The 24,965-nt window shown below is 43.1% G+C and carries 19 protein-coding genes and 1 tRNA gene (1 of these 20 running past the window's edge); 9 read left to right on the forward strand and 11 right to left on the reverse strand.

Translation table 11 applies throughout. The features are described from left to right. Together clpB and FCL46_RS28610 are read right to left on the reverse strand one after the other, a co-directional pair. On the reverse strand, positions 1-1,059 hold the beginning of the coding sequence (clpB, locus tag FCL46_RS01835; RefSeq protein WP_136810518.1) for an ATP-dependent chaperone ClpB. The gene continues 1,542 nt to the left of window position 1, outside the view; 1,059 of the gene's 2,601 nt are visible here — the first part of the coding sequence; its start codon is at positions 1,057-1,059; the stop codon falls past the left edge of the window. 255 nt (positions 1,060-1,314) lie between these two features. Beyond that, positions 1,315-1,656 (reverse strand): IscA/HesB family protein, encoded by a 342-nt coding sequence (locus FCL46_RS28610; RefSeq protein ID WP_338032043.1) that lies wholly within the window; start codon positions 1,654-1,656, stop codon positions 1,315-1,317. A gap of 396 nt (positions 1,657-2,052) precedes the next feature. Between FCL46_RS28610 and FCL46_RS01850 the strand changes: the two genes are divergently transcribed. Beyond that, a complete protein-coding gene (locus FCL46_RS01850) occupies positions 2,053-3,165 on the forward strand; it encodes a 6-phosphofructokinase (protein WP_136810520.1) in 1,113 nt (370 codons plus the stop codon). A 27-nt stretch (positions 3,166-3,192) separates the two neighbouring features. Next, positions 3,193-3,840, forward strand: a complete 648-nt coding sequence (locus FCL46_RS01855; protein ID WP_136810521.1) for an endonuclease III domain-containing protein — start codon at positions 3,193-3,195, stop codon at positions 3,838-3,840. 18 nt (positions 3,841-3,858) lie between these two features. Here the strand turns inward: FCL46_RS01855 and FCL46_RS01860 are convergent, their stop codons facing one another. The 5 genes from FCL46_RS01860 to rnr form a co-directional block, all read right to left on the reverse strand. Then, complete coding sequence (locus FCL46_RS01860; RefSeq protein ID WP_136810522.1) at positions 3,859-4,215, reverse strand: flagellar basal body rod C-terminal domain-containing protein; 357 nt, start codon at positions 4,213-4,215, stop codon at positions 3,859-3,861. A 210-nt stretch (positions 4,216-4,425) separates the two neighbouring features. Further along, a complete protein-coding gene (locus FCL46_RS01865; protein WP_136810523.1) occupies positions 4,426-7,743 on the reverse strand; it encodes an AfsR/SARP family transcriptional regulator in 3,318 nt (1,105 codons plus the stop codon). A 21-nt stretch (positions 7,744-7,764) separates the two neighbouring features. Next, on the reverse strand, positions 7,765-8,511 hold the full coding sequence (locus tag FCL46_RS01870; protein WP_136810524.1) for an RNA methyltransferase: 747 nt from the start codon (positions 8,509-8,511) through the stop codon (positions 7,765-7,767). Between the two features lie 151 nt (positions 8,512-8,662). Further along, on the reverse strand, positions 8,663-9,178 hold the full coding sequence (locus FCL46_RS01875; RefSeq protein ID WP_136810525.1) for a hypothetical protein: 516 nt from the start codon (positions 9,176-9,178) through the stop codon (positions 8,663-8,665). Positions 9,179-9,364: 186 nt separating this feature from the next. Beyond that, positions 9,365-11,557 carry a ribonuclease R gene (gene rnr / locus FCL46_RS01880; RefSeq protein WP_167506090.1) on the reverse strand — a complete coding sequence of 731 codons (2,193 nt, stop codon included), beginning with the start codon at positions 11,555-11,557 and terminating at the stop codon, positions 9,365-9,367. A gap of 199 nt (positions 11,558-11,756) precedes the next feature. Here rnr and FCL46_RS01885 point away from each other — a divergent pair, with 199 nt between their 5' ends. Next, entirely contained in the window at positions 11,757-13,862 is a 2,106-nt protein-coding gene (locus tag FCL46_RS01885) for an HD domain-containing protein (protein ID WP_136810527.1), read from the forward strand. Positions 13,863-13,888: 26 nt separating this feature from the next. Here the strand turns inward: FCL46_RS01885 and FCL46_RS01890 are convergent, their stop codons facing one another. The 3 genes from FCL46_RS01890 to FCL46_RS01900 all read right to left on the reverse strand — a co-directional run bounded on the left by FCL46_RS01890 (position 13,889) and on the right by FCL46_RS01900 (position 15,905). Beyond that, on the reverse strand, positions 13,889-14,434 hold the full coding sequence (locus FCL46_RS01890) for a TSCPD domain-containing protein (RefSeq protein WP_228723309.1): 546 nt from the start codon (positions 14,432-14,434) through the stop codon (positions 13,889-13,891). Next, on the reverse strand, positions 14,427-15,110 hold the full coding sequence (aat, locus tag FCL46_RS01895) for a leucyl/phenylalanyl-tRNA--protein transferase (RefSeq protein ID WP_136810528.1): 684 nt from the start codon (positions 15,108-15,110) through the stop codon (positions 14,427-14,429). Before aat ends, FCL46_RS01890 begins: the two co-directional genes overlap by 8 nt. 69 nt (positions 15,111-15,179) lie before the next feature. After that, a complete protein-coding gene (locus FCL46_RS01900; RefSeq protein ID WP_136810529.1) occupies positions 15,180-15,905 on the reverse strand; it encodes a sulfite exporter TauE/SafE family protein in 726 nt (241 codons plus the stop codon). A 494-nt stretch (positions 15,906-16,399) separates the two neighbouring features. Between FCL46_RS01900 and FCL46_RS01905 the strand changes: the two genes are divergently transcribed. Then, positions 16,400-18,616, forward strand: coding sequence for an AAA family ATPase (locus FCL46_RS01905; RefSeq protein WP_136810530.1), 2,217 nt, complete (start codon positions 16,400-16,402; stop codon positions 18,614-18,616). A 144-nt stretch (positions 18,617-18,760) separates the two neighbouring features. On the opposite strand, the gene FCL46_RS01910 is transcribed toward FCL46_RS01905, so the two are convergent. Beyond that, a tRNA-Ala gene (locus FCL46_RS01910) sits at positions 18,761-18,836 on the reverse strand. 257 nt (positions 18,837-19,093) lie between these two features. Here FCL46_RS01910 and FCL46_RS01915 point away from each other — a divergent pair. The 5 genes from FCL46_RS01915 to rodA all read left to right on the forward strand — a co-directional run bounded on the left by FCL46_RS01915 (position 19,094) and on the right by rodA (position 24,950). Further along, on the forward strand, positions 19,094-20,131 hold the full coding sequence (locus FCL46_RS01915; RefSeq protein ID WP_136810531.1) for a rod shape-determining protein: 1,038 nt from the start codon (positions 19,094-19,096) through the stop codon (positions 20,129-20,131). A 94-nt stretch (positions 20,132-20,225) separates the two neighbouring features. Next, positions 20,226-21,104, forward strand: coding sequence for a rod shape-determining protein MreC (mreC, locus tag FCL46_RS01920; RefSeq protein WP_136810532.1), 879 nt, complete (start codon positions 20,226-20,228; stop codon positions 21,102-21,104). A 6-nt stretch (positions 21,105-21,110) separates the two neighbouring features. Further along, a complete protein-coding gene (locus tag FCL46_RS01925) occupies positions 21,111-21,641 on the forward strand; it encodes a hypothetical protein (RefSeq protein WP_136810533.1) in 531 nt (176 codons plus the stop codon). Between the two features lie 243 nt (positions 21,642-21,884). Continuing rightward, positions 21,885-23,777 carry a penicillin-binding protein 2 gene (gene mrdA / locus FCL46_RS01930; protein WP_136810534.1) on the forward strand — a complete coding sequence of 631 codons (1,893 nt, stop codon included), beginning with the start codon at positions 21,885-21,887 and terminating at the stop codon, positions 23,775-23,777. Between the two features lie 48 nt (positions 23,778-23,825). Continuing rightward, positions 23,826-24,950, forward strand: a complete 1,125-nt coding sequence (gene rodA, locus FCL46_RS01935; RefSeq protein WP_136810535.1) for a rod shape-determining protein RodA — start codon at positions 23,826-23,828, stop codon at positions 24,948-24,950. Positions 24,951-24,965: the final 15 nt, after the last annotated feature.

Genomic DNA, 24,965 nt, shown 5'->3' on the forward strand with positions numbered 1-24,965 from the left:
ACGGAGTATGGCAATGGTGTCTTCAACTGTCGGCTCCTGAACGAGAACAGGTTGAAATCGTCTTTCAAGGGCACTGTCTTTTTCTATATATTTCCTGTACTCATCAAGGGTAGTTGCGCCTACGCAGTGTAATTCACCTCTGGCAAGTGATGGTTTGAGCATATTTGAAGCATCCATGGACCCTTCTGCAGCACCTGCACCGACAAGGGTGTGTATTTCATCAATAAAGAGGATGATTTCTCCGGCCTTTTTTTCTACCTCTTTGAGTACAGCCTTCAGTCTGTCTTCAAACTCTCCTCGATATTTTGCACCAGCAACCAGGGCAGCGAGGTCAAGTGTAACAACCTGTTTATCTTTCAGTGTTGCGGGGATATCACCATCAATAATCCTTTGTGCAAGGCCTTCTACGATAGCTGTCTTTCCAACGCCAGGTTCGCCAATAAGTACAGGGTTGTTTTTGGTTCTTCTGGAGAGTACCTGTATGATACGGCGGACTTCGTCATCTCTGCCGATAACCGGGTCAAGCTTTCCCTGTTTGGCTCGATTCGTAAGATTAATCCCGTATTTTTCAAGAGATTGATATTTCTCTTCCGGATATTGATCTGTAACTCTGTGATCACCACGAATAGCCTGAAGTGCTGCCAGGAACTTTTTATCATCAATCCCTCTTGCGGACAAAGCACGAGTTACCTGATCTTTTTGATTTTTAATGACAGCAAGAAAAAGATGCTCCTGGCTTACGTAATCGTCCTGCATGTCGGCTGCGATCTTAAAAGCCAAATCAAGGATGTTTTGAAGTTCCTGAGATGCATACACCTGGCCTGCACCACTTCCAGAAACCTTAGGTTCTTTTTCTATGAGAGCATTGCAGTCCATAAGTACGAGTGATGGATCAATACCCATTTTTTTCAGCACCGGTACGACAACACCATCTACCTGCTCAAGTAGTGCCTTTACCAGATGAACCGGCCGGATACTTTGCTGTGAGGCATCCCTCGCCATTTTCTGGGCTGCCTGGATAGTTTCCTGTGATTTTATTGTAAACTTGTCAAATTGCATTCTTCTCTCCTGTTGACTCGTTTATTAAAGGTTACTTTGCTAAGAATCCGATGTTAGTGGTTCGGAAAAAGCATAACCCTTTCATTGATTGGCAGAAAGATAATAAGGATGCTGGAAAGGGGTGTCAATAAATTGACATATACGTTGGACAAGTTAAAAAAAAAGGTGAAACCAGAACGGTTTCACCTTTTTGTTACATCTATTTAAGACCTGAAATAGATATTCCAGGTGATAGTCCTTTGCAGGCAATACTACTTAACCGCAACTACCTGAATCGCAGGAACCTGAGCTGCAACCGCCACCGCCACCAATTGGGTTGGCAGATGTGATTCCAAAGCCCGAACGAGGTCCAGCATCAATAAAATCAACGGTGATTGTTCCACATGTGGTAAGAAGACTTTCTTCCACCAGAAACTTCAGGGTGTCGTTTTCGTATACTTTATCGTTTTCTTTTGGCTCATCCAGAGCCAAGCCCAGAGAGGGACCAGATCAGCCACCCTGCATAAGGGCTACACGAAGAGCAGAATCGATATTGTTCTGCTCCATATACTCTTTGAGTTTTGTAACAGCTAAGTCTGTTACACTAAAATCAGACATGATGCCTCCTCGTTTCAATACGTTACCACTATATTGAAGTGTTTCAGGTTGAACTTCTTTAAAGAAGTGGTTTCTGTTCCCAGACAAAATAAGGTGCTACAGATGATAAGTCAATCCGGGATTTTTAGAAAATTCCGGATTGACTTATTTGTGCATAAGATTTTTTAACAGGATGTTCACTGCAGACCCTGAATATGTAATGTTTTTTCTTGCTTAGGTGAAAAGTGTAGTGATAACCTTATAGAAATATGGCAATTATCCAACATTATTGAAACATTGTTGATATATCCTAACGCGTAAGCGATACTGAATTATTGATGAATCGGATGTTTTGTTACTAAGTATCCGAAGATTCTCTTCTCCTTAAACATTTCCATAAAGTAAAAGGGTACCGATATGAAGAAAATTGTAATTTCGACTGGTGGCGGAGATGCTCCTGGCTTAAATGCAGTTATTTTTGCAGTTGTACATTCGTGCTACAAGCGTGGCTGGGAGGTTTATGGGAGCCGAGACGGATATGCAGGTTTTCTTGATATTGATGACATGATCAGGCTAACTCCTAAAGACGTTGCTGAAATCTATTCAACTGGCGGTACCATTCTTGGTTCTACTAATAAAGGGAATCCTTTTTCACGACCTGTAGAGAATCTTGCAGGTGAAATTCAGGTTATTGATGTCTCAGATAAGATACTAAAAAACTTTAATAGAATGGGTTTTGATTGCCATATAGCAATTGGTGGTGATGGCAGCCTGGATATAGCAAATAGATTTGCCGAAAAAGGTATGCCCGTTATAGGTGTCCCAAAGACCATAGATAACGATCTCGAGGAGACAGATCGTACTTTTGGATTTGATACTGCTGTTTCTACAGCTACGGAGGCTCTTGATAAACTCCACTCTACGGCTAAATCTCATAATCGGGTAATGGTAGTTGAAGTAATGGGGCGTGATTCTGGATGGATTGCTCTTTACTCGGGAATATCCGGCGGGGCTGACGCTATTCTTATTCCGGAAATCCCATTTGATATGGAAGAGGTGTGTGAGAAAATCTCAGATAATGAACTGCATGGAAAACATTACGCTATTGTAGTGGTGGCCGAAGGTGCAAAGACTAAAGAGGGAACCGCATTTAATAAAGGCGAGGGGGAACTGGGTCGCGAGGAGGTTGTCCTCGGTGGCGTTGGGGAATATGTAGCTAGTGAGATTCGCAAACGTACCGATAAAGATACACGTTCGCTTGTATTAGGGCATCTTCAACGGGGTGGTTCGCCAACTACATTCGATCGTCTGCTGGCATTACGATTTGGAACGGCGGCTGTTAGAATGGTTGAAGAGAAAAAATTTGGTCATATGGTAGCACTTCATAATTCAAAGATGGTTCCTGTGCCAATTGTTGATGCGATCAAGAATCGAAAAAAAGTTCAAACTGATTGCGATAAAATTTCCACAGCGGAAGACATCGGTATCTGTCTTGGTGGTACCTCCGGTGGCTGGAGACTTACCAGATAAGAGAAAAATAAAGGAGTGTTGGTTGCAATGCGGATAGATGTTTTTCAGCAAGTATACGATTTGTTATTTAATCATTATGGGCCGCAAAAATGGTGGCCCGGTGACACACCATTTGAAATAATGATAGGAGCGGTGTTAATACAGAATACACATTGGAAAAATGTCACCAAGGCTATCAATAATTTACAAGAGCGGAATTTACTCTCTTTACCTTCATTGCATGATGCATCTTATGAGGAGATTGCGGACTGTATTCGCCCATCAGGATATTATAATATCAAGGCAAAGAGGTTGCGCAATCTGCTGCAGATGATTGTTGAACAATACGATGGCGATCTTGAAAGTCTGCTGAGTGATTCAACAGATGATGCACGAGAGAATTTGTTGTCAGTTAAAGGGATAGGCCAGGAAACCGCCGATGCTATTTTATTATATTGTGGGAATCACCCTGTATTTGTCGTAGATACCTACACGCATCGTGTATTTTCGCGACACAATCTTGTTCCTGATGAGTGTGGTTATGAAGAGCTCCAGGAAGAGTTTACGTGCAGATTACCGTCTGACTCAAAACTTTTTAATGAATATCACGCGCTGATAGTAAATGTCGGTAAGGATTTTTGTAAAAAGACAACCCCCTTATGTGAACAATGTCCACTCAAGGGGGTCGAGGGGTAGGAGGAGAGGGGATTGGGGTCAGGCTTTCAGTTTTAGAAGACTGCCAGCCATCTCGTCAGCAACTTGTAGAGTTTTAAGGTTGGCTTGATACAGGTTGCTGTTAATGCTCATTTCAGGAAACTCCTGTCCGATATCCACATTAGACAGTTCAACTTCTTGCTGTCCGTCACTGGTTTCCTGATATACTACACTGCCGGGAGTATTTACTTTCTCGATCTGCGCTTGCACCCCGCCTGTTTCTTTTGAGCTTAATGTCACACGGGTTTTCTTAAAACCATCAGTCAGTGAGTTTGCAACATTGTTGGAGTTGGACTGCACTCTCGTAGAGAATGCTTTCAAGGCAGAAAGAGCTGAATTTTGGGCTGAGGAGATCATAGTAGTCTTTTTAAGGCAAATGTGATTTCGTTGAACGAGTTAATCTTTAATTAGCAATTTAAATGCCAAAAAAAACTTTTGCAATGGCGTTACCAGAGAATATAGTTTAACTGGTTTAAATTGATGAATATAGTCCTTCACCTATTGTTCATAGAACGTGTCGGTGAAGGTCTGACTGGAGAGTGGGGTAGGGAATGTGTGGAATCAGAATTACATAAATGAACTTGGAGTGTTTTCGGGTATAATATTTTGTGCCGTTTTTATTACTTCCTGCAGGTAGGTCTCGATTTCGTCGAGACTATATTCAACTTTCATCAGAGCTGCTCTATACTTATCTAACGTTTCTTTGGCTTTGATCGGGCTGTTATTTTTCGAATGAAGCGCATAAAGTAGGGTTACCAGCTGTTCTTCAAGTTTATTCATCAGCACAACTTGTTCGAGCAGGGTGATTGCTTCTTCGGTTCGACCGGTTTCAGCCATGTGGTTTGCCCAGGTGGTCGTGAATTCGATAAGGCCGAAGACGAGCTGGTCATTATAGGCAAGCACTTGCTCAGATTTAAATATGTCTTCTGGGAGCGATCCTTTCCAGTAATGGAGTGCACGTGTGAACGCATTACTTGCCTGCCACCAATCGCTGTTTTTGCTATGCACCATCCCCTGTCGAGCAGAATCGAAAAATTGAAGAGAATCCATCTGATAATTCGCCAGGCATAGAATTCCTTTTTGCATGAATATATAGTCTCGCACAGTGAGTGCTTCAGTTTTCGAAAGTTCTTTTCTTAGCCTGGTGAGTAGAGTATCGAAGCTTTTTCGTGCATTTTCAGGCGTGTTGTCCGGCCAGAGTTCAAGCTGTACCCTCTCCTGACTTATTCGTTGTCCTTTCGAAGTGATTAACAGCCCAAGTAACTCTCGCTGGGAAGGAGTGAGATCTTTAGCTCGGCTGACAACTGTATCCCCCAGGCTGAGTTGAAAAGTATCGAGTAATGAAAAGCTAAGCAGTGTTACAGGTTCGCCTTCATCCGTGAAATTTAAACGAAGTCTTTCCCGTGACAACATTTTCGCAAAACTTTTTTCAATATCAAAACGAACAGCAATTGAGAGAAGACGGCTCATCATTACCGGTTCCCAGCCCCAGAAGAATGAGTAACCGTTATTTCTCATGAGTGATAACCCGGCATCCAGATCATCAAGTGCTGTTTCAGCATCGATAGCCAAAAGCTTGTTATAACTTCGCTGAAGGAGTGCACAAATGGTCAGGAAAGTGGATGGAATGGATTGGGCCTGTTCCACCGCTGTGTTAAGTGCTTCTGCAGCTTTATCAAACTCACCAATTCTGGTTAATGATGCTCCACTCAATATTGTGTTAAACGTTTCATAAAAGAATCCGCCAGCCTGTCGACGTAAATCTGCTGACTCTGTGATGAGTTCAAGTGTTTTTTCTTTGTCGTTGGTCAGAGATTTTCCATAAGCCAGCCACTGCAAAATCTGGCTATGCATATGATTGGTGCTGGCAGTAGACGTAATGCCGAATCCTTTACTCAACAATGCCATGGCATTATCTGTTTGCCCGAAAGAAAAATACCCGATAGCACCCCATACAAAAATATACGGAGCTGCTACGGTTTGGTCTACAATGGTCTGGTCAATGCTTTCCTGAATCTCCTGCTGATGTTTTTTGAAATTTAAAAAATCTCCAACCATAGAGAGGTAGCAAAGGTACATGACGCGGATGGTCAACTTGTTGGACATACCTACAAGGGGGTCGTTTAAAAAGGAATAACAGCGTTCGGCCTCTCTGAGATATTTCGCTCGATTACCACTAAGAAGTTCAATGTATCCCTGGATAAAGCAAGCTGATGCAATGTGGTTTCTGCAATTTTGACGAGTCGCCAGGGTGTTGGCTAGTGCAATGTACGATCTTGCCGTGTCCATTTCACCGTCAAAGAAACAATATCCACTTGCCAGATTACGAGCGGCATGGATTTTAACGTTATCCGGAAGAGTGTCTTTGTTTTTTTTCAGTAGCTTTGCAGCTTGTGGAAGCAGTTTTGAGCCAACTTGATACTGTCCGGAGATAACAAAATGAAAGTAGATCATTTGGGAAAGGCAAAGCAGCTCTCCGGTTTCGTCGTTATTTCTTTTGAAAACTCCCATTGCTTTTTCGTAATAAGGGAGGGTCGTCTGAGGGGAGTAATCATTTCTGAGCAGACCCGCATAAAATGTTAGCCAACTGTACTGGAAAAGGGTTTCTTCAGGGATTGATTTGAGCAGCGCTAGAATAGTCAGGGTTTTATTCTCTGCTACCATAGCCATTCCTTTCGTTTGAAGCAGTCGCTCCATGGTAAGAAAGTCACCTGCTTTTTTATAGCTGGCAAGGGCCTGCTCTATCATGTCCTTTTCAAGGTAGTACTCAGCTTCCCGGGTATGAATGTTTTTGATATCTGAAGGCGAAAGGGTTTGCTCAGCTCGTATTTGTAAAAATTCCTGAAAGAAATGGTGAAATCGAAAGATCGATTTTTGATCGTCAAGCTGGTAGACAAAGAAATTTTCCCTGGCCATATCGCTCAGTATCGTATCAATATCCTCAATTCCCGTGAGCATAGTGGCTAGATCAACAGGGATCTGTGATATAAACGACAGTTTTAAAAACGGAATATGCAGATTTTCTGGAATTTTATCAAAAATTTCATCCTGAAAAAAATCAAGCATATGACCCTGATCAGAACGGGATGCTGCAATTGAACTGTTATCTGTTTGCTGCCAGAATTTTGTGCGACCGGTCATCGGGTGGCTGGCGAGAACAATCCCCATGACCCAGCCGTTAGTCATTCTATGAATTTCACTGGCGTCCTGCCTCGTAATGCTTTTTTCAAGCACATTGGTGAAGAGATCTTCAATCTCTTTGTTACTTAGCGCCAGATCCTGAGTGCTGAGGTAGGATATCTTATTGCTATCTCTGAATGTCTTGCACTTCATTTCCAGCGGGTGTCTGGTGGAAAGAACAAAGTGGAGGCGTGGGGGAGATGTGTCAATAATATACTCAAGTATATTATTAGTAAGCGTTGCACCGGTGGTGAGATGAAGATCATCAAATACTATGAAAAGATCGTGAGCAAGATAATGGTTGATATCCGTCAGCAGAATATTTGCACATCGCTTCAGGTCAAGTGGACCGACTTCACCTTCTCGCAAAATGGTCGCAAGTTGAGGCGAATGAAAATTGGGATATTTTTGATTGAAGTTTGCAAGGAGCGACGATAGCAGAAGAACTGGGTCGGAATCTTCAGGACCTATCTGATACCACATATATTCGAAGCTATTGTGATCCAGAAACTGGGAGATAAGCGTTGTCTTTCCCTGACCTGCCTGAGCTTCAATAATCACTGCCTTTTTCGTCTTGATCTTTGCCGGCAGTTTTTTACTGAGTAAGCGGGTGCGGAGCAACGATTGGGATTCGTCAATATGAGGGGGGTAGAATTTGTTGGAAGGCATGGCGAACGGTATAGTGTTCTCTTTGGTGTTCATCATGTGGTGTCCCCCCTAAGAATGTTATTTTTCCTGGCCCCTCCCCTGGTAACAGAGAAACTGCCTGCAGATGCCACGTATGATTTTTGAATCTTTAGAAGTTATGCGGATTCTGCTCAAAAACTGTCTGATGTTGGTCATCCAGTATGTATGACTTTTTTCTTGTAGAAAATCAATACGTAATAACGTTTCTTCTAGATAGTCGTACATTCCTTCTAGTTCATATGACGAGGCGATTTTCGGATTAGGTTCGATGGCCCTGGGTGCATGCACTATATTATAATACAATTCATAGCAGTGAATAGCCACGGCCTGGGCAAGATTAAGTGAAGAAAAATCGGCTGTAGGGATGGATGAAGTGTAGTTGCAGTATTTGAGCTCGTCATTTGTCAATCCCCGGTCTTCAGGCCCGAATATAATGGCGAGCTGGTTGTTGGGTAGATCGGGAATGATGGTTTCAATTATTTCTCTAGGCGTTCTTTCAATGGTTCGTTTTTTTCCTGTACGTGCGGTCGTTCCCACTATTACAGAAAACGGTTTGAGTGCTTCCTCGAGATTATCATGGATTTCCATGTTGTCGAGGAGATGAGCTGCTTTGTGAGTTGCCATTTTGGCCATGGCAGCCCTGTCGGGCATGATTTCATGAACCAGAATCAATCGTTTTATTCCCATGTTAAAAGCAACACGGGCTGTGGAGCCGATGTTCTCGGCAAATTTAGGACGTACCAGAACTATAGCAACCTGGGAGAGTAATAATTGATCGGGATACATTGTAAGAAAAAGAGGATATGTAAAATAAGATCTGAAAGAGGGGGAGGTGTATTTCGCCCTGTAAATACAAAACAGGGACCTGCTCCATTAAATGGAACAGGTCCCTGTGAAATCAAAACAACTGTTTGTCGGGAGTATTACCCGGTCAGTGTTAGTTTTTCTTCTGATTGGTATCCATGGTAATTTTGCTGATTTTCTCGTACTCTTCTACCTGCTTGTCGGCTGAAGTAGGCATAAGTCTCTTAAGAAGTGGCATAACTCCACTCTCAGACTTTTCAAAGAGATTCTCTGCCTCTTTGAGGGTAACCTGCCAAGCCGGAGCAAAGCCTGGTGCTTTCTCAAACATTATGTCCAGAGCGGTCTGGTAGATGTAAAACTGACGTATTTCTTTGCGACCAGGCTTCTGGTTCAGGGACTGGACAGTGATTCGCAGATTGTCGCGTTCCTGCTTAAGCCGGTTGAGTTCAGTTTTACGTCGCTCGTTATCTGATGAATCGATTTCAAGCTTGGTGTGCAGGTGTGATCTGAGTCGATCAACCTCTTTACTCAGTTCGCGTCTTCTGAGCAGTCCTCTGAGATAAATAATAATACAAACCACAAGGCCAATTGCAAGACCTCTAAGAAACGGGTTTCCGAGAAGAGTTGTCAAAGATTCGGTTCCTTCCATATGGTACTCCCTCCTGAGCGAGTAGGACGTTAGGTAAGTCTTTATAACTGATTATTGATTAAAAATTCCGGATTTAACATTCTTCAAATAATTAATTCGAAAAGTGCTCGCAAGTCAAGCTGCAAAAGCACCATTAATAAAAAACCCTAACATTTCACTGGTAGGAGATACTTATGGAAATATCTGTTATTGCATTAAAGATGGTTTGAAATTCACCCTGTTTTTATTTTTATCAATATCTGTCGCAATAACAGTAATCCTGTCACCAAGCTGATATATATTTCTGCTTATTTCACCGATAAGCCTATGATGCTTGCCATCGTAGAGATAATAGTCGTCGGTAAGCTGTTCGGCGAGGATTGATCCACTGATAAACAGATCGTCCAGTTCAACAAAAAATGCAAATTCTGTGACCCCTGATATTATCGCACTAAATGACTCTCCCAAATGCTTTTCCATGTAAATAATTTTTAGGCGGTCATTCATTTCACGTTCAGAATTTACAGCGGTTCGCTCCCTCGTTGACAAAAAGATACCTGCGGCCTCAAGGTTCTGACTTTCAATGTTATCAGTATCCGTTTGCTTTTTTGTCAGGAGAAACCGGCAGAGTTCACGGTGAACCATCAGGTCTGGATATCGGCGGATTGGAGAAGTGAAGTGGGTGTAGTCAGTGGCCGCCAGTGCAAAATGTCCTTTATTGTCATGTGAGTAGCGAGCCTGTTGCATGGTGCGCAGGAGGAGGTTGTTGACAATATACTCTTTTGGTGTGCCTTTACATGCTTCAAGTACTTTGCCAAACCACTGCGGATTATTTTCCGGAGGAGGAAGGTGGAGGTCCAGTGTTTTTGCAAAATGACTGAATTCGACTACTTTTTCAAAATCAGGAAGTTCATGGATGCGATAGAGGCTGTTTCTATGGTTCCGTGTGAATGTTTCTGCGACAGCTTCATTTGCTGCAAGCATAAACTCTTCAATAAGCTGATGGGCGAAATTGCGTTCGGCTTTTTTTATCGATGCTATTTTGCCTTCGTGGTCTAGGGAAATTTCAGGCTCAGGAATAGAAAAGCCTATTGATCCTCGGTCTGTTCGATATCGCTGTAGAAGGGTTGCAAGCTCTGAAGCGTTCCCAAGCATTTCAAGAAATGGCGTATGTTGTGAAATTACCGCTGGATCTTTATCTATAAGGATTTGTCTCACTGTGGTGTAAGTAAACCTTTTATGACTTCTGATGATTGAGCGGCAGAACCGTTTACCGATACGATTACCTCTATTATCGAAATCAATAACTGCAGTTACTGCTAGTCGATCCTGGTCAGGAATCAGACTGCAGAGGTTGTTTGATAGCTTTTCAGGCAGCATCGGAATGACACGGCCGGGGAAATAGATTGAAGTACCACGCTGGTATGCATCTTTATCTATGGCGGAACCGGGTTTGACAAAATAGGAAACGTCGGCGATGGATACATAGAGTCGATAGCCGGTATCCGTTCTCAGAACGCAGACAGCGTCATCGAAATCTTTGGCAGTCTCTCCATCAATTGTTACCAGCTGAATGTCGCGTAAGTCTTCCCTTGCCTCATCTGTCGGGATAGTGTCAGAAAGCTTTTCAGCTTCCGCCACAGTTGCATCGCTGAACTGATGAGGTAGCTGGAATTTCTCAGTGACAAGGCGCATTTGAACATCAATATGTTCAGGTGGGCCCAGTATTTCTGTAATTGAACCGGCCACTGTTCGTGACGGTTGATCTGGCGGTGTTATTTTCGCTATGACCGCCATACCGTTTTCAATGTCTGGGCAGGTTTGAGGATCGATTCTGATAATAAACGGGTATCGTGTATCTTCTGGGAATACAAAAGCACCTTTCTTATCGCGAGTGAAAAATCCCGCAATAGTTTCAGGGCCACGTTCTATTACGTCTAGGATTGCACCTTCCGCTTTACCGTTTTTGGCTACATTGACAACCCTGATTAGCACAGTGTCACCATGCATTGCTTTACTAATTCTATTGGCTGGAATATGAACATCACGATCGAGATCAGGAGAAGAGCCATGTTTTTTTGTGATGCTGACAAATCCAAATCCCTTAGGATGTTGATGGAGAGTTCCACTATATAGTTGCGCTGCTGACCCTATTTGGTAATGTTTCTTTCCCGGTTTAATAATTGCCTTACTTTGGAACAGGTATGCTATTGCGAGTTTTAAATCTTTACTGATGGTGCGCTTACCTGTTACAGCAGTGGCGATATCAGTCAAGGAGGCAGGGGAATCGCAGCCGAATAGAAAATGAAGGACACTGTTTTCAATTGCCTGGAGTGCAAAGTTTTTGTGAGTGCGTTTTTTATCTTTCGCACCGAAGGGGGGCTTTCCTCTGCGTTTCAATCTTTTTTGACTCATAAATTCGTATTTTTTATTTCCCCCTCCAAGGGGAATTCTGTTATTCTGAGACGTAGTTGTCGTGTTTTTTTAATTTTATTCAGTGTATCACTGAGTTGCCAGCAGATAAAGATTTTTAAACACCTTGTGATCCGTGGCTAAATGGCTTCGGTTGGCTACCGACTTTGTAGCCAGATAGGAGAGTATGCGACGTATTCCTTTTGCTATAGATGATTATCGTCAACAGATGCGAGCGCTTCTGGGAGATTCTCCCGGGCAGTCTGTGTTCTGGGATGCTCTGGATTTTGCCATCGAAGCACATATCGATCAATGGCGTAAGTCAGGTGATGCGTATATTCTTCACCCCTGTTCAGTTGCCAAAATTCTTGTTGAAGAAATGGATATTGCACACCCGGAAATCCTGGCAGCTGCTCTTTTACATGATACGGTTGAGGATGTTGAGGAGATAACCGCCGAGGTGGTGGGGAACAGGTTCGGTGCTTATGTCCAGGCAATTGTTGAGGGTTGCACAAAGGTTACGCACGTTTCAGGCAGCAAGCAACATAATTCACAGAAAACTCACAGAAAAATCTTTTCAGGTGCTGCACTCAGGCCAGAAGTTATGTTGGTTAAACTTGCCGATAGAATGCATAACTTGCGCACCCTTCAGGCTTTACCAAGAAAAAAACGACAAAGGATTGCTGACGAAACCATTGATATCTATGCGCCTCTGGCCACGGTTTTTGGTTTGTTTCATTTGAAACGGCAGATGTATAACCTGGCTCTGCTGTTCAAATACCCGAAGCAGGGAGCAAAACTTAACAGCCAGATCCGACAGCTGAATCGTTCGCCGGTTGGGCTGGAAATTGTTCAGGCCCTGCGCCAGGAAACCAAGGCACATGGGTTGGCTGCAGAAGTTGTTATGCGTACTAAGGAACTCTGGGCGTATTATGATGTGACCAACAGATTATTGCTCAAACATATCGAAACTCCTATGGAGATTTTGATTGTCGTTAATGACCGTCACTCCTGTTACAGGGCGCTTGGCGTTGTAAATCAGACATTCAGACCAATCCCACGGACTATGCGGGACTTTATCGCAAACCCGAAGCCCACAGGATATCAGGGCTTGCATGCAAGGGCTATCATAAAAGGGCAACGATTCCTGTTTAAGATCAGAACCCATGAGATGGCACGAAAAGCCCAAAGGGGACTTTTTAGAAACTGGACATCAAAAACTGGAAAACAAGGGCGGTTTGTTCAGGAAATTCAGGAAATGTTTGATGTGCTGAGTTCTGATGAATCATTTTCCTATAGAGATGTTATCGCTGCCAGTGGAATTAAAGAGATCTATACATATACTCCACAGGGTGACTTGATCTGTCTGCCATTTAAGTCGACTGTGCTTGATTTTGCGTTCAGGGTACATACTGAAATCGGCCGAACCTGCCTGGGGGCTATGATTCGAAATACCCGGGTAACTCCAGATCATGTTCTGACTGATGGCGCGATGGTCAGAATTATTCGCAATAAGGAGCCGGTTCGTTTTGAACAGCATATGATGAATATGTGCAAAACACCGCGCGCGCGGGCTGAGTTGGCAAAGAGTTTCAGGATACGGCGCAGAAAAGTAACGTGTCGAGTCGGTGAGTCCCTCATGAGGCAGGAGATGTTGCGGTATGGTTTTCCATTCCATGTGTTAGAAGGCGATGGGCTGAAGAAAATATTAACGATGTTTCGAGTTGAAAGCCTTGATGATTTCTATGGCAGAATTGGAGAAGGGCGTTTGAGGCTGTATGATATTATGAGCAGGATTAAATCCGACATGTTTGATGGAAAATCCCCGCTCTTTACTCCGACAGGTGCCTTCAATAAAGTAGAGCTAACAACGCTTGACCCTGTTTGTGTGAAACTGTCTTCCTGCTGTAAACCAAATCCGACTGCAAAAGATAATTGTGCGCTGCTTACTGAAAAAGGTTTTTCTGTTCATCACAAGAAATGTTCACGGCTTGAACATATAAAGTTTCGTCGTGAGGATGCGGTAAATATTATCTGGAGATTGCGAACAACAACTGTTCGTAAGCAGCAGGAACTTCATGTTTTGCGAGCATCACGTGCGGATGTGATGAGAGCACTCGGTGAGGCTCCTGAAGATATGGAAGTGGCTCATTTACAACTTTTATCTCGGTATTCCACCCTGGAGCCGGCCTGGCTACTGAGTTTTAATGTCCCTAATCTTTATGCGCTCCAGAAAGTACTCAGACATTTTGATAAATCAAATATTCCGTATGAGTACTACCTGGACTGCTAATTAACTCGATTTTAGGGTATTAGGCACTACGGTGTTTCATGCTCACTGCGAGTTATTTCGTCAGGTCGTTTACTGTATTTTTGTAAAACTGTGACGAGCATTTCAGGCAGGTCATTTCGCTGTCGTGAACTTCGGTGCAGCTGAGTAAGTGTTTTCTCAAGGGTGAGCTTTTCTCCAAGGGATATATGTCGCAATATCAATGAAATTAGACGGGTTATCGTTGTAAGATTAGAGATGCGTGATTGCAGGTGCTGATCACGGTCAAATGCTGTTGAAGCAAAAATCTCTACAGGCGCACCTTCCATCTCACTAATAGACACATACCAGCTGTTTTGATCTCTGTCCCGAGTCCGGTAACGAACAGCGTCCAGCACTTCTGGGAGCTCGCAGGGACTTGCGGGCTTATTGCTACCTGCGATTTTTTTAAGTCTGTCTATGCGATTCTGTTCGTTTATCAGGGCATCTGCAAGTTTGCTGCAATCCATACAAAGTTGCGTCTCGTTGTAATCCAATAATTTCTTTTTTTTCTCGCAACCTGGGCACTGTCCTGTTGTCTGCGGTTTTTTACTCATTATTCCACTTGCCATCCGGCTGGGTTGATTTGATATGTTTGGCCAACAATTGCTGGAATTGTTTTCCCGAAATTTCCTTGGCGCCAAAGCTAAGAAGATGCTGGGTAGTCATTTGGCAATCAATTAACTTTACACCTTTTTTACGCAAATGTTCAATAAGTGCGACAAAAGCTATTTTAGACGCATCAGTTATTCTGGTAAACATTGACTCGCCGAAGAAAACATTGTCAAGACGGATTCCATAGAGCCCGCCGGCAAGTTTTGAACCTTGCCAGCATTCTACACTATGGCAATATCCGAGTTCATGAAGTCGAAGATAGGCAGACTGCATGTTACTAAGAATCCAGGTTTGCTCACCCTTTTCTGTCCGATTGGTTGCACACTCCGAAATAACCTGATGGAAATCCTGGTCAAAAGTTATTTCAAACGGATGACGGCGTATTGTCCTCGCAAGTCTTTTGGTCACGTGCAACTCATCAGTAAAGAGGACAAGGCGGGGAGATGTGAACCACCAAAGTAACGGATCACCTTCAGAGAACCATGGGAAAATACCATTCTGGTACGCTTTGACAAGGCGTTCCGGACGTAAGTCTCCACCAATCGCAAGCAATCCGGTATCTTCTGCAAGGTCTGGATGTGGGAAAACTATTTTATCTGTTAATTCAAAAACGGGCATAAATGAAGGTAACCGTAGTTCAATATGATGTCAACAACGAGCAATTGGGTATCGGAAGGGAGATCATTATCAGTGTTTATCTCGGAAATAAAAGAGTGACTCCGGAAAGAGCCAAAAAACAGGAAAAATTCGTACATAGGTTTTTCTGGGAAGGTGGTTATAAACAGCTGAACCCAAAATTGTTCCTACCAGCACTGATGGGCAACTCACTGTGAACATTTGAAGAACCGAAGGAGTTATTAGTCCGGTAAATGCATGAACTGTTACAGTAACAACCGAGTTGAAAATGAAAAACGCTGTTAAGGCGGCCTTGATCTGATCTTTGGACCAGTCATTGAGAGTTGTATATATTATAGTCGGTGGACCTCCTGTACTGAATGCTGAGCCGATTGTGCCGGATGAAAACCCGGCAAGATATGCCCAATATGTTGCAAGTGGACGGCGACGAGGGCTGAAAGCCAGATTGTATAGACTATAGGTGATCAGTAATGTCCCAAGGCAGATGCTCAGTATGTTGCTATTAACTTCGTGAAGTAGAGTTGATCCGACATAAATTCCAGGAATTGCAGAAAGGCAGAGTGGTAGGACTTTTCTGAAATCTATATGGGAGTTGAGTTTGGTTATCAAGTAACTGGTTATAGCTATGCTGTTTAGTACGCAGAGAGGAACGGCAGTTTTAACATCTATGAATAAACAGAGTAAAGGCATTGCAATAAGAGCTGCGCCAAACCCTGTTAGTCCTTGTAGAAAACCACCTACAAGGAAAATACCCGCTATAAATAATAATGGGGACATAGATTAACCTGTTTATATAACCAGTTAATTATCACCAAACCTGAGCTTGGCAAGATAGCAGTGACCTGTTCGGAGAATCGACTCAGGTTGGGATAATGTTGAAAACTCCCCAATTTCATTCTGATAATGAAGGATTGTACTCTTGTATCTTCGGCACCCTTTCCTTCTCAAATGTATCACCTTACCTTGAAAGATGAGGATTAGTGGTTATCAGATTAAACAATTTGAATTACCAACAGTTAATCGATACGTTTATACCCGGATCTTCTTCAGGGGAACAGCTAATTAACGTGTTACTGTTGTAGTTGAACCATTATTAAACGAGTGGTAGGATTGGTGCCAATTTGGCTCTGGTCCAAAGTTGTGGTAAACAGTTTGTATTATTATTATGAAACGTCGAACACCAATGGATGACCAATTGCTTACAAAGTACAAATCTTTAGAGGGTTTGTGCATGGGAATAAATCAGGACAGTTTTGAGCGCAATATAAAAGATGAATAGTAATGAGTTAACAGGAACTACTGATGATGATCCGTCTCCATTTGTAGAGACAGCCGGAAACGTTCAATTTTATCCTGTGAAGGCACATGTGAACTTACTTGCCAGGGTAAATCAGGATATTGCTGATTTGGTATCTGTGATTCTCCTGACGGGAGATTCCGGGAGTGGAAAGTCGGCAATCTGCAGAAAACTGATTGCTGATGGATTCACGGATCGGAAAACCTTACATTTCGAAAATTCCATCCAGAGTTTTGAAGATGTCGTTCGTCGGGTTGCTGATATTGTAGATGTAGAAGTACACGATTTATCTCGTCGTGGGATTACCGAAGCGATGTCACGTATAGTTTCGAGTGTTGCAGAACAAGGAATACAGGTCGTTCTTGTCTGCGACATGGCAGATAAAATATATCTGGCTACCCTTGAACGGATACGGAAGATGCTGGATGCGATGAATGATTCTACTGTTCATTTCCAGGTTGTCTTTATTGGTGAAGAAAGTCTACTCGAAAATATTAATCAGTTAAAGATCTGTGATTTTGACGAGGTTCCAGAGTCTCGCTATATACAAAAACCACTGAGCTTATCAGAGACGACTACGTATCTGGAACACTGCTGCAAGCAATTACCAACATCCAAGGCTAATATTTTTACACCTGCTATAGTTGATAAAATCTTTCAGGCATCAGGCGGGAATCTAAATAGTATTAACAGTCTAAGTCAAAAGATACTTACAGCGGGAAATGTTGAGGCGGAAAAACTTCTTAGTGTTCCATCCCAAACTGTTCAGAATCGTTCCCGGAAGGTAGTTGAAAAGATTGTTCCATTACCATTAACTCATCGTAATTTTTCATGGCGTGTTGTCGGTGGAATAGGTGGGGGGATCGCGGTCGGGGTGCTTGTACTTATTCTGATGAGTGGAAATGAACAGAAACCTGAGCTTGATGCAACTCTTCAGCAGCAGGTTACAGAGCAGCAATTGGAGGGAAGTAAACAGCAGATACCTATTGTAAAAGCAGATTCGCCCGTTGTTACACAAAGCGCGAATACAAATGTGGTGGATAGGGATATTGAGAACGAGGCATCCCATGTTGCCGATACAACAACACCGAATCAGGATTCTATCCCTGAAACAGAAGTGAATGATCCTGGCCAGAAAATTGCTCCAATTAAAGAGGAAGTTAATCAGAAAATTGAAAATGTGGTAGTTGCTCAATCCCTCCAACTTGAAGAAGATCCCGGTGGAAAGATGGGTGAGCAACCACTTGAAAAACGAGAAAAATCAAATAATCCAACTGGTACAGCAATAGATTCGCCTACTGGGGGGGGAATTGAGTCAGGTAAGGTAGTTGCGGTAAAGCCGCCAGAGAAAGTAACTGAAACAAAGGTGACAGCCCCGACAACTAAGGAAGTGGCTAAACCTATTACTGTCTCATCGCCGGTTGAAAAAGTGACAAGGGTTGAAGAGCCAGTTGAAATAACAACTATTAAGCCTTCAAAAGTCAAAGTTGTTACCGCGGTTGGTAATGATGAGGCTGTTCAGGAAGAAGAAATAGAAAAAACAAATATTGTAATCTCTTCTCTGACCAGTACAGATGAGGCACATGTACCCTTGCTTCGCGGTGATGAAGATAAAAAGAAAATTGTTGGTGATGTTGCTCTCAAAGTTACTGAATTGGATCAGAATAAAGATGTTCGGGTTATTCCTGAGAAAACTAAGGAATATGTTGCAGATACAACAGCTGATGTACCTGTTCTTCAAGAGATTAGCCCCCCTGTGAAAAGCCAGGAGGATACCTCTGGGCAGGAATCACAGATGACCACAAAGAGGATACCGCAGGTCAACGAGGCGATTGTGCCTGCCCCTGAGATTGTTGCAAATTCTGCGCTTTACAATAGCAGAAGAGCGGCGGGAGCATCCTGGTTAAGTGGGAAAAAGAACAGTAAATACACTATGCAGCTGATGGTGCTTTCCTCGGATAATGCTGAGGGGAAAATGAACGAAATTCTTTCCCGTGAAGGATATGCCAAGGCAGCTGGTGAATTTTACATTTTCAAAAAGGATTCTACTCCACCTGCAGTTTTTGTGTTTTATGGTGAATATGACACAATGACTGCAGCGCGTGACGCAAGAAATACGGTACCCGGTCTCTTGAGAAAACATAAGCCTTACGTATTATCTGTTGCGGGAGCAATGAGAAAGGTGAAATAATACTGTGTATTGAAGAATAGCGTGTTTGAAATACCCATTCAACAACTTAAGAAAGCGGAGTTTTATGGAAGTGATTGAGAGCCAACGCATGCTGAAATATAAAAAGGGCAACTGTTATAAACAGTTGCCCTTTTTATTTATATGTGGTGGAGCTAGGCGGGATCGAACCGCCGACCTCTTGAATGCCATTCAAGCGCTCTCCCAGCTGAGCTATAGCCCCACATGTCTCTCAAATTTTGTGACGGTTTAAATAACAGGCTTTGAGATTGCTGTCAACGAAATTTGTATTTTCTTTTACGAATAGCATTGTTGTTGCCAATGAATAAGAGGTTTGTTATGTTTTGTCTTTTTGCATATGTGGGCTCTGAAGCCTTGGATTTTACGTGTTAGATTGTTCAGCTCGGCAGCACGTAACAGGTTTACGAATATGCCAATATTATCAGCTGCCGATGGCTGTTTTACCTCAAGGAAGGTTGTATGTACTCTCCATTTAATTTTCTGTTTGGCTGGCTTTCCAATGATTTGGCAATTGATCTTGGAACGGCCAATACTGTTCTTTATGTTAAGGGCAAAGGGATAGTATTACGTGAGCCGTCAGTCGTCGCTGTACGTCAGGATGGCAGAATGAGTAAAGTGCTCGCGGTTGGGCAGGAAGCCAAAATGATGCTCGGCAAAACTCCTGGCAACATAACTGCAATTCGCCCTATTAAAGATGGGGTTATCGCCGATTTTGAAGTTACAGAGGCGATGCTTCGTTATTTCATCAATAAAGTGCATAATCGTCGAACCCTTGTTCATCCACGTATTATGATTTCGGTTCCATCTGGTATTACACAAGTTGAAAAACGTGCTGTTAAGGAATCGGCCGAATCTGCTGGTGCAAGGGAAGTGTATCTCATAGAAGAACCAATGGCCGCTGCTATTGGTGCTGATCTGCCAATTACAGAACCTACTGCGAATATGATTATTGATATTGGTGGTGGAACAACAGAGGTTGCAGTAATCTCACTTGCCGGAATTGTTTATGCTAAATCAGTTCGTGTAGCAGGTGATAAAATGGATGAGGCTATCCTTCAGTATATAAAGCGCAAACATAATCTTGCCATTGGTGAACGTACAGCAGAGTTAATTAAGACTACCATTGGTAATGTTATGCCGGAAGAACCCTATGAGACTATGGAGATCAAAGGTCGCGATCTCGTATCCGGGGTACCTAAAACATTGATGATTTCTGCGGATGAAATACAATCCGCTATTGCAGAACAGATAGATGTCATTGTTGAGGCAGTACGGGTCGCCTTAGAAGTTACTCCACCTGAACTTGCGGCGGATATTGTGGATCAAGGTATAGTTCTTACAGGCGGCGGGGCATTACTGAAAAACCTGGACAAGTGCCTTAAAGAGGCTACGGGTATGCCCATTATCGTTGCTGATGACCCCTTGTCATCAGTAGTCCTTGGTTCTGGTAAAGCACTAGATAATCTTGATATTCTACGTGAAGTAACCATTGATTAACTACTGATCAAAACCCAATAGATATCATCTCCGGCCTTTCTGGTCGTAATGAACGCATCGGCTGCAAACGCCGTTAAATGTGAAGTGGGTATCTGTGAGAAAACGTACTAAAGGTAGAAAAGGGGTATCGGGCCTGCTCTCAGTGAAAATGTTGCTGTTTTTTGCAACAATACTGATTGCAGGCCTTTTGTTGCTTGCCTCTATGTTGGGTGGGCGCTTCGGTGCTCTGCATCAAATCACTCTTGATCTGGTCGGTCCGTTACAAAGTGCTGTAACAACAACATTTTCGTGGTGCGGTGATATAAAGGATGACTATGTAGCACTGCTCGATGTGCGTGAAGACAACAAGCGATTGAACAAGCTTGTTGACAAATACATGCAGGAACTGAGCGAGCGACGAGAGGGGTATCAAAAATACAAACATTACGAAGAACTACTTGAGTTTAAACAGAATGCCGGATTTGGATTGATAACCGGTAGGGTGGTTGGCAAAGATCCTGCGTTTTGGTTTCAGACAATCATTGTTGACAGAGGATCAGAAGACGATGTGGTTGAAGGCATGGTCGTTTTGAGTCCGGGTGGTGTTGTTGGCCAGGTCATACACACCTCTGCTCATTTCTCTAAGGTATTACTTGCAAACGCACCGAGTAGTGCAATAGATGCAATGGTGCAGAAGAATCGAGTCCGTGGCATATTGAAAGGTGCTGGAGAAAAAGGATATAATCTCAGGTATGTTCTGAAAAATGCTGACGTCTCAGAAGGCGATCATATTGTTACTGCTGGTATAGGAGGTATTTTCCCGTCCGGCATTTCTCTTGGTGTAATTTCTGCAGTCCGTATCAAAGAGCGGGGGATGTTTCAGGAGATTGAGGTGAAACCTAGTGTTGATTTCCAGAAGCTCGAAGTTGTTTTTATAGATCTTACTGACAGAAAGAAAGTACAGAGTGAAATGTATTCAGAGTCAGACAGGTAGGTTGTCATGATACTTACTCTTGTCTTTTTATTGCTCGCTGTAATTCTTGTAGTTGTTCAAACGACGGTTTTGCAATTTCTGCCTGGCGGCTTTGCAAGGCCGGACCTTGCTTTTCTGCTCGTAGCCTTTGCGGCGTACAGGCTCCCATGGATTCCTGGTATATTGGTCGTGTTTACAGTCGGGTGGGTCTTTGATGTGGTGGCAGGTATCAATCTCGGCATTTATCCACTCGAATTTCTGTTTGTTTATATTTCCCTCAAAGTTGTCACACTAAATAGTCCTGTTAAGGAAAGTGTTTATCAGATTCCGATGGTAGGTTTAAGCTATTTCCTGTTGCAGATGATTGTCTATTTCCTTTCCTCGCTGACGCTTGATCATGCCATCCCTCAGTGGTCCTGGGGAAATGTAGCTCAGGAAACAGTTTTGCTGGTTCTTGCAGCTATCCCCTGTTTTGTATTGTTTAACAGTCTATATGAATACTTGCAGATGCGAATAGCACGTTCTCGTCCGGCACGCAGAGTGAGGAAGCGTTTATAACTCAAGGTGCTTCTCAGGGCTGATTCGTGGAGTGATGAACTGCGTGTTGCTTAGGTTGATTTTCAGGTTAACGTAAGCCAGAGAGATACAGGATTGTAATCTGAAAATGAAGTATAGAAGAGAGAAAATTCAACATATCTCTTGGGAGAATTGCCTGTTACAATCTACAATCATGAATCGTTATTACGCCACAGCGTTTATGTATATAAATTAATTCGCTTCAAAGGTGTCAGGATATTCACAATGAAGTTGTTCTATCGAGAGGTTGAAGAATTCACCGAGCGTGATGAGTTGGGAGTAGATCTATTACGGAAGCGATTGCTTGGCGGTGCTGCTGTGATATTGATCTTTTTTTCACTTATAATCATTCGATTGTGGTCCCTCCAGATCCATAATGGTGACGAGTATAAGAAGTTTGCCTATAGTAACCGTGTAAGAATTCAGGAGGTTGCTCCACCAAGAGGGCATATTCTCGACCGTAAGGGGCGAGAAATCATAACTAACCGTCCATCTTTCAATGTTGTTATGATGAGAGAGGATTCTCATGATATAGAAGATGTTCTCAAGCGTCTTTCCCCAATACTCAAGGTTGACATATCTGAACTTTGGCAACAAATACGTGATGCTTCAAGTACTCCCCGTTATCTCCCTATTACTTTAAAAGAAGATATTGATTGGGAAACTCTGGCCTATCTTGAAAATCATAATCAGAACTTTTCGGGTATCAGAATAGAAGTACAACCCGTTCGCGTTTACAACTATAAAGATCTTGCCGCAAATTCTCTGGGTTATCTTGGGATAATTAGTAAAAAAGAACTCGAGAAGTCAGATAGAGAAATTTACAGCGGGACCGATCTCATAGGAAAAAGCGGAATTGAACGGTTGCGCGAAGCGGATTTGCGGGGCGGAAAGGGACAGCGATTCACCGAGGTCGATGCACGAGGGTTTGAGAGAAACCAGCTTAAGCGGTTGGACCCTTTGCCTGGGCGTGAAATACATCTTACGATTGATGTTGATCTGCAACAGATAGCCGAAGGTTTGATGGCCGAAGGTGAAAAAGCCGGGGCAGTGGTAGCGATGGAAGTGAAAACAGGACGCCTTCTGACTTTGGTATCCAGTCCTCCTATTCACCTTGACGAATTCATTGGCGGAATTTCCTATAAAAACTGGAACGCATTGCGTGATAACATCAGGAATCCCCTGTTGAATAAGGTTGTACAGGCAGCGTACCCACCCGGTTCAACGTATAAAATGATTACTGCGCTGGCTGGCCTGGCGCTTGGTGTTATAGACAAAGATACAGTGATGTATTGTCCTGGATATTATGCATTTGGTAACAGAACATACCGCTGCTGGAAGCACAGTGGGCATGGCGCAGTAGATTTAAAACGTGCCCTTGGTGAATCTTGTGATGTCTATTTCTATCAGGTTGGCCAGTGGGTCGGTGTTGATGCCCTAGCTGAATTTGCTAAAAAATTCGGACTTGGACAACGTACAGGCGTTGAGCTGGAACATGAAAAAGCAGGTCTTGTTCCGACTAAGGACTGGAAGAGGAAACGTTATAACCAGAAATGGCATGAGGGTGAAACGCTTTCCGTCGCCATTGGTCAGGGATATAACCTGACCACGCCATTGCAGATCAATGTAATGACCGCTGCAATGGCTAACAATGGTAAACGCATGAAGCCACAGGTTGTTGAAAAGGTGATTGATCCTGATGGGAAAGTTATTGAGCAACTTGAGCCTATTGTCGAATACGATTACGAAGTGAATCCGTGGCATATGCAACTTGTCCGTGAAGGGATGGTAGAGGTCGTCCACGGTAAGAAAGGAACAGCACGGAAATTGGCAATAGATGGTCTTAAAATGGCAGGAAAGACAGGGACAGCACAGGTTGTGAAGGTCTCAAGGTATAGAGGCCTGCGTGATGATGAAATACCGTACAAATATCGCGATCATGCATGGTTTACCGCATTTGCCCCGGCTGATGACCCGGAAATAGCGGTAACAGTTCTTGTTGAACATGGCTTGCATGGTGGTTCTGGAGCAGGACCTATCGCCAAAGCTTTGTTTGAGGAATATTTTCGAGAGAAACTAGAAAAGCTTAAAGCTGATGAATCTGAAAAAGTCCAATAATTTAATGATAGAATTCTGTGCTGATCAGCATGTGATGAGGGAGTGTATATGATGCGCATAGACAGGAGGCTTATTGCAAATTTCGATTTTGTGTTGCTCCTTCTTATTTTGCTGGTGTGTGCAATGGCGCTTTTTAACTTGTACAGTGCCTCATATCCACCTAAGCCATATGGTTCACCACCATACTTCAAGCAGGCTGTATTCTTTTTAATAGGTTTTAGTTTTTGTCTAGTCATTCTGTGTTTTGATTATCAGGATCTGCATATTTTAAATTATCCGTTATATATTACGATTACAGCACTTTTGTTGTTCGCATATTTTGCAGGAAGTCAGGCTGGTGGGGCTCAGAGGTGGATTAATTTAGGATTTTTTAAATTGCAACCGTCGGAACCAGCCAAGCTGATGCTTGTTATATCTCTAGCCAGTTATTATTCACGCAAAGAAGTGATTGACGGATATTCACTCAAACAGCTTGTTATGCCTATAGTCCTGACAGCTATTCCGTTTGTGCTGATTCTTCTGCAACCTGATCTAGGCACTGCGCTGATGCTTGGTATTATTTTTGTGTCGATGACGCTATTTGTCAAAATGAAATTTTCTACCATCGCGACGCTAGGTGGTACTGGTATTGCTGTAGTGATTTTTGCCTGGGAAAAACTTTTACGTCCATATCAAAAGCAACGCATTCAGACGTTTTTGAATCCCGAGGCAGACCAGATGGGGCATGGTTATCAGATCATGCAGTCAAAGATCGCTGTAGGCAGCGGTGGAAAACTCGGCAAAGGCTATATGGAAGGCACTCAGGGGCATTTGCACTTCCTGCCGGAAAGGCATACAGATTTTGCGTTTTCTGTCTGGGGGGAAGAGTGGGGATTTGTAGGTTGTCTCTTTTTTCTAGGCTGTTATTTTTTTCTGCTTTTCTGGGGGCTGTATACAGCGATGTATGCAAGAGACAGGTTCGGTGTATTACTGGCTTTTGGCGTGGTGATGCTGATCTTCTGGCAGGCTGTCATCAACCTTTTGATGATTCTTGGATTTCTTCCTGTGGTGGGAATCCCGCTTCCTTTGGTTTCATATGGAGGTTCATCATTGCTAACAACGATGCTTGCTTTAGGGATTTTGATGAACGTGCGGATGCGCAGATTCCAGCCTTCTCACGGTGGAGATAATTGATTTAGCAGATCCGAA

The sequence above is a fragment of the Desulfosediminicola flagellatus genome (genome assembly GCF_005116655.2).
In the GTDB taxonomy this organism is placed as follows: Bacteria; Desulfobacterota; Desulfobulbia; order Desulfobulbales; family Desulfocapsaceae; genus Desulfopila; species Desulfopila flagellata.

Coding starts and splice junctions, on each gene's coding strand:
- mrdA (WP_136810534.1), top strand. CDS start 21,885: ATGAAGTTGTTCTATCGAGAGGTTGAAGAATTCACCGAGCGTGATGAG.
- FCL46_RS01925 (WP_136810533.1), top strand. CDS start 21,111: ATGATACTTACTCTTGTCTTTTTATTGCTCGCTGTAATTCTTGTAGTT.
- FCL46_RS01860 (WP_136810522.1), bottom strand. CDS start 4,215: ATGATCTCCTCAGCCCAAAATTCAGCTCTTTCTGCCTTGAAAGCATTC.
- rodA (WP_136810535.1), top strand. CDS start 23,826: ATGATGCGCATAGACAGGAGGCTTATTGCAAATTTCGATTTTGTGTTG.
- FCL46_RS01900 (WP_136810529.1), bottom strand. CDS start 15,905: ATGTCCCCATTATTATTTATAGCGGGTATTTTCCTTGTAGGTGGTTTT.
- FCL46_RS01915 (WP_136810531.1), top strand. CDS start 19,094: ATGTACTCTCCATTTAATTTTCTGTTTGGCTGGCTTTCCAATGATTTG.
- FCL46_RS01875 (WP_136810525.1), bottom strand. CDS start 9,178: ATGGAAGGAACCGAATCTTTGACAACTCTTCTCGGAAACCCGTTTCTT.
- aat (WP_136810528.1), bottom strand. CDS start 15,110: ATGCCCGTTTTTGAATTAACAGATAAAATAGTTTTCCCACATCCAGAC.
- FCL46_RS01855 (WP_136810521.1), top strand. CDS start 3,193: ATGCGGATAGATGTTTTTCAGCAAGTATACGATTTGTTATTTAATCAT.
- FCL46_RS01870 (WP_136810524.1), bottom strand. CDS start 8,511: ATGTATCCCGATCAATTATTACTCTCCCAGGTTGCTATAGTTCTGGTA.
- FCL46_RS01850 (WP_136810520.1), top strand. CDS start 2,053: ATGAAGAAAATTGTAATTTCGACTGGTGGCGGAGATGCTCCTGGCTTA.
- FCL46_RS01865 (WP_136810523.1), bottom strand. CDS start 7,743: ATGATGAACACCAAAGAGAACACTATACCGTTCGCCATGCCTTCCAAC.
- FCL46_RS01905 (WP_136810530.1), top strand. CDS start 16,400: ATGAATAGTAATGAGTTAACAGGAACTACTGATGATGATCCGTCTCCA.
- FCL46_RS01890 (WP_228723309.1), bottom strand. CDS start 14,434: ATGAGTAAAAAACCGCAGACAACAGGACAGTGCCCAGGTTGCGAGAAA.
- FCL46_RS01885 (WP_136810527.1), top strand. CDS start 11,757: ATGCGACGTATTCCTTTTGCTATAGATGATTATCGTCAACAGATGCGA.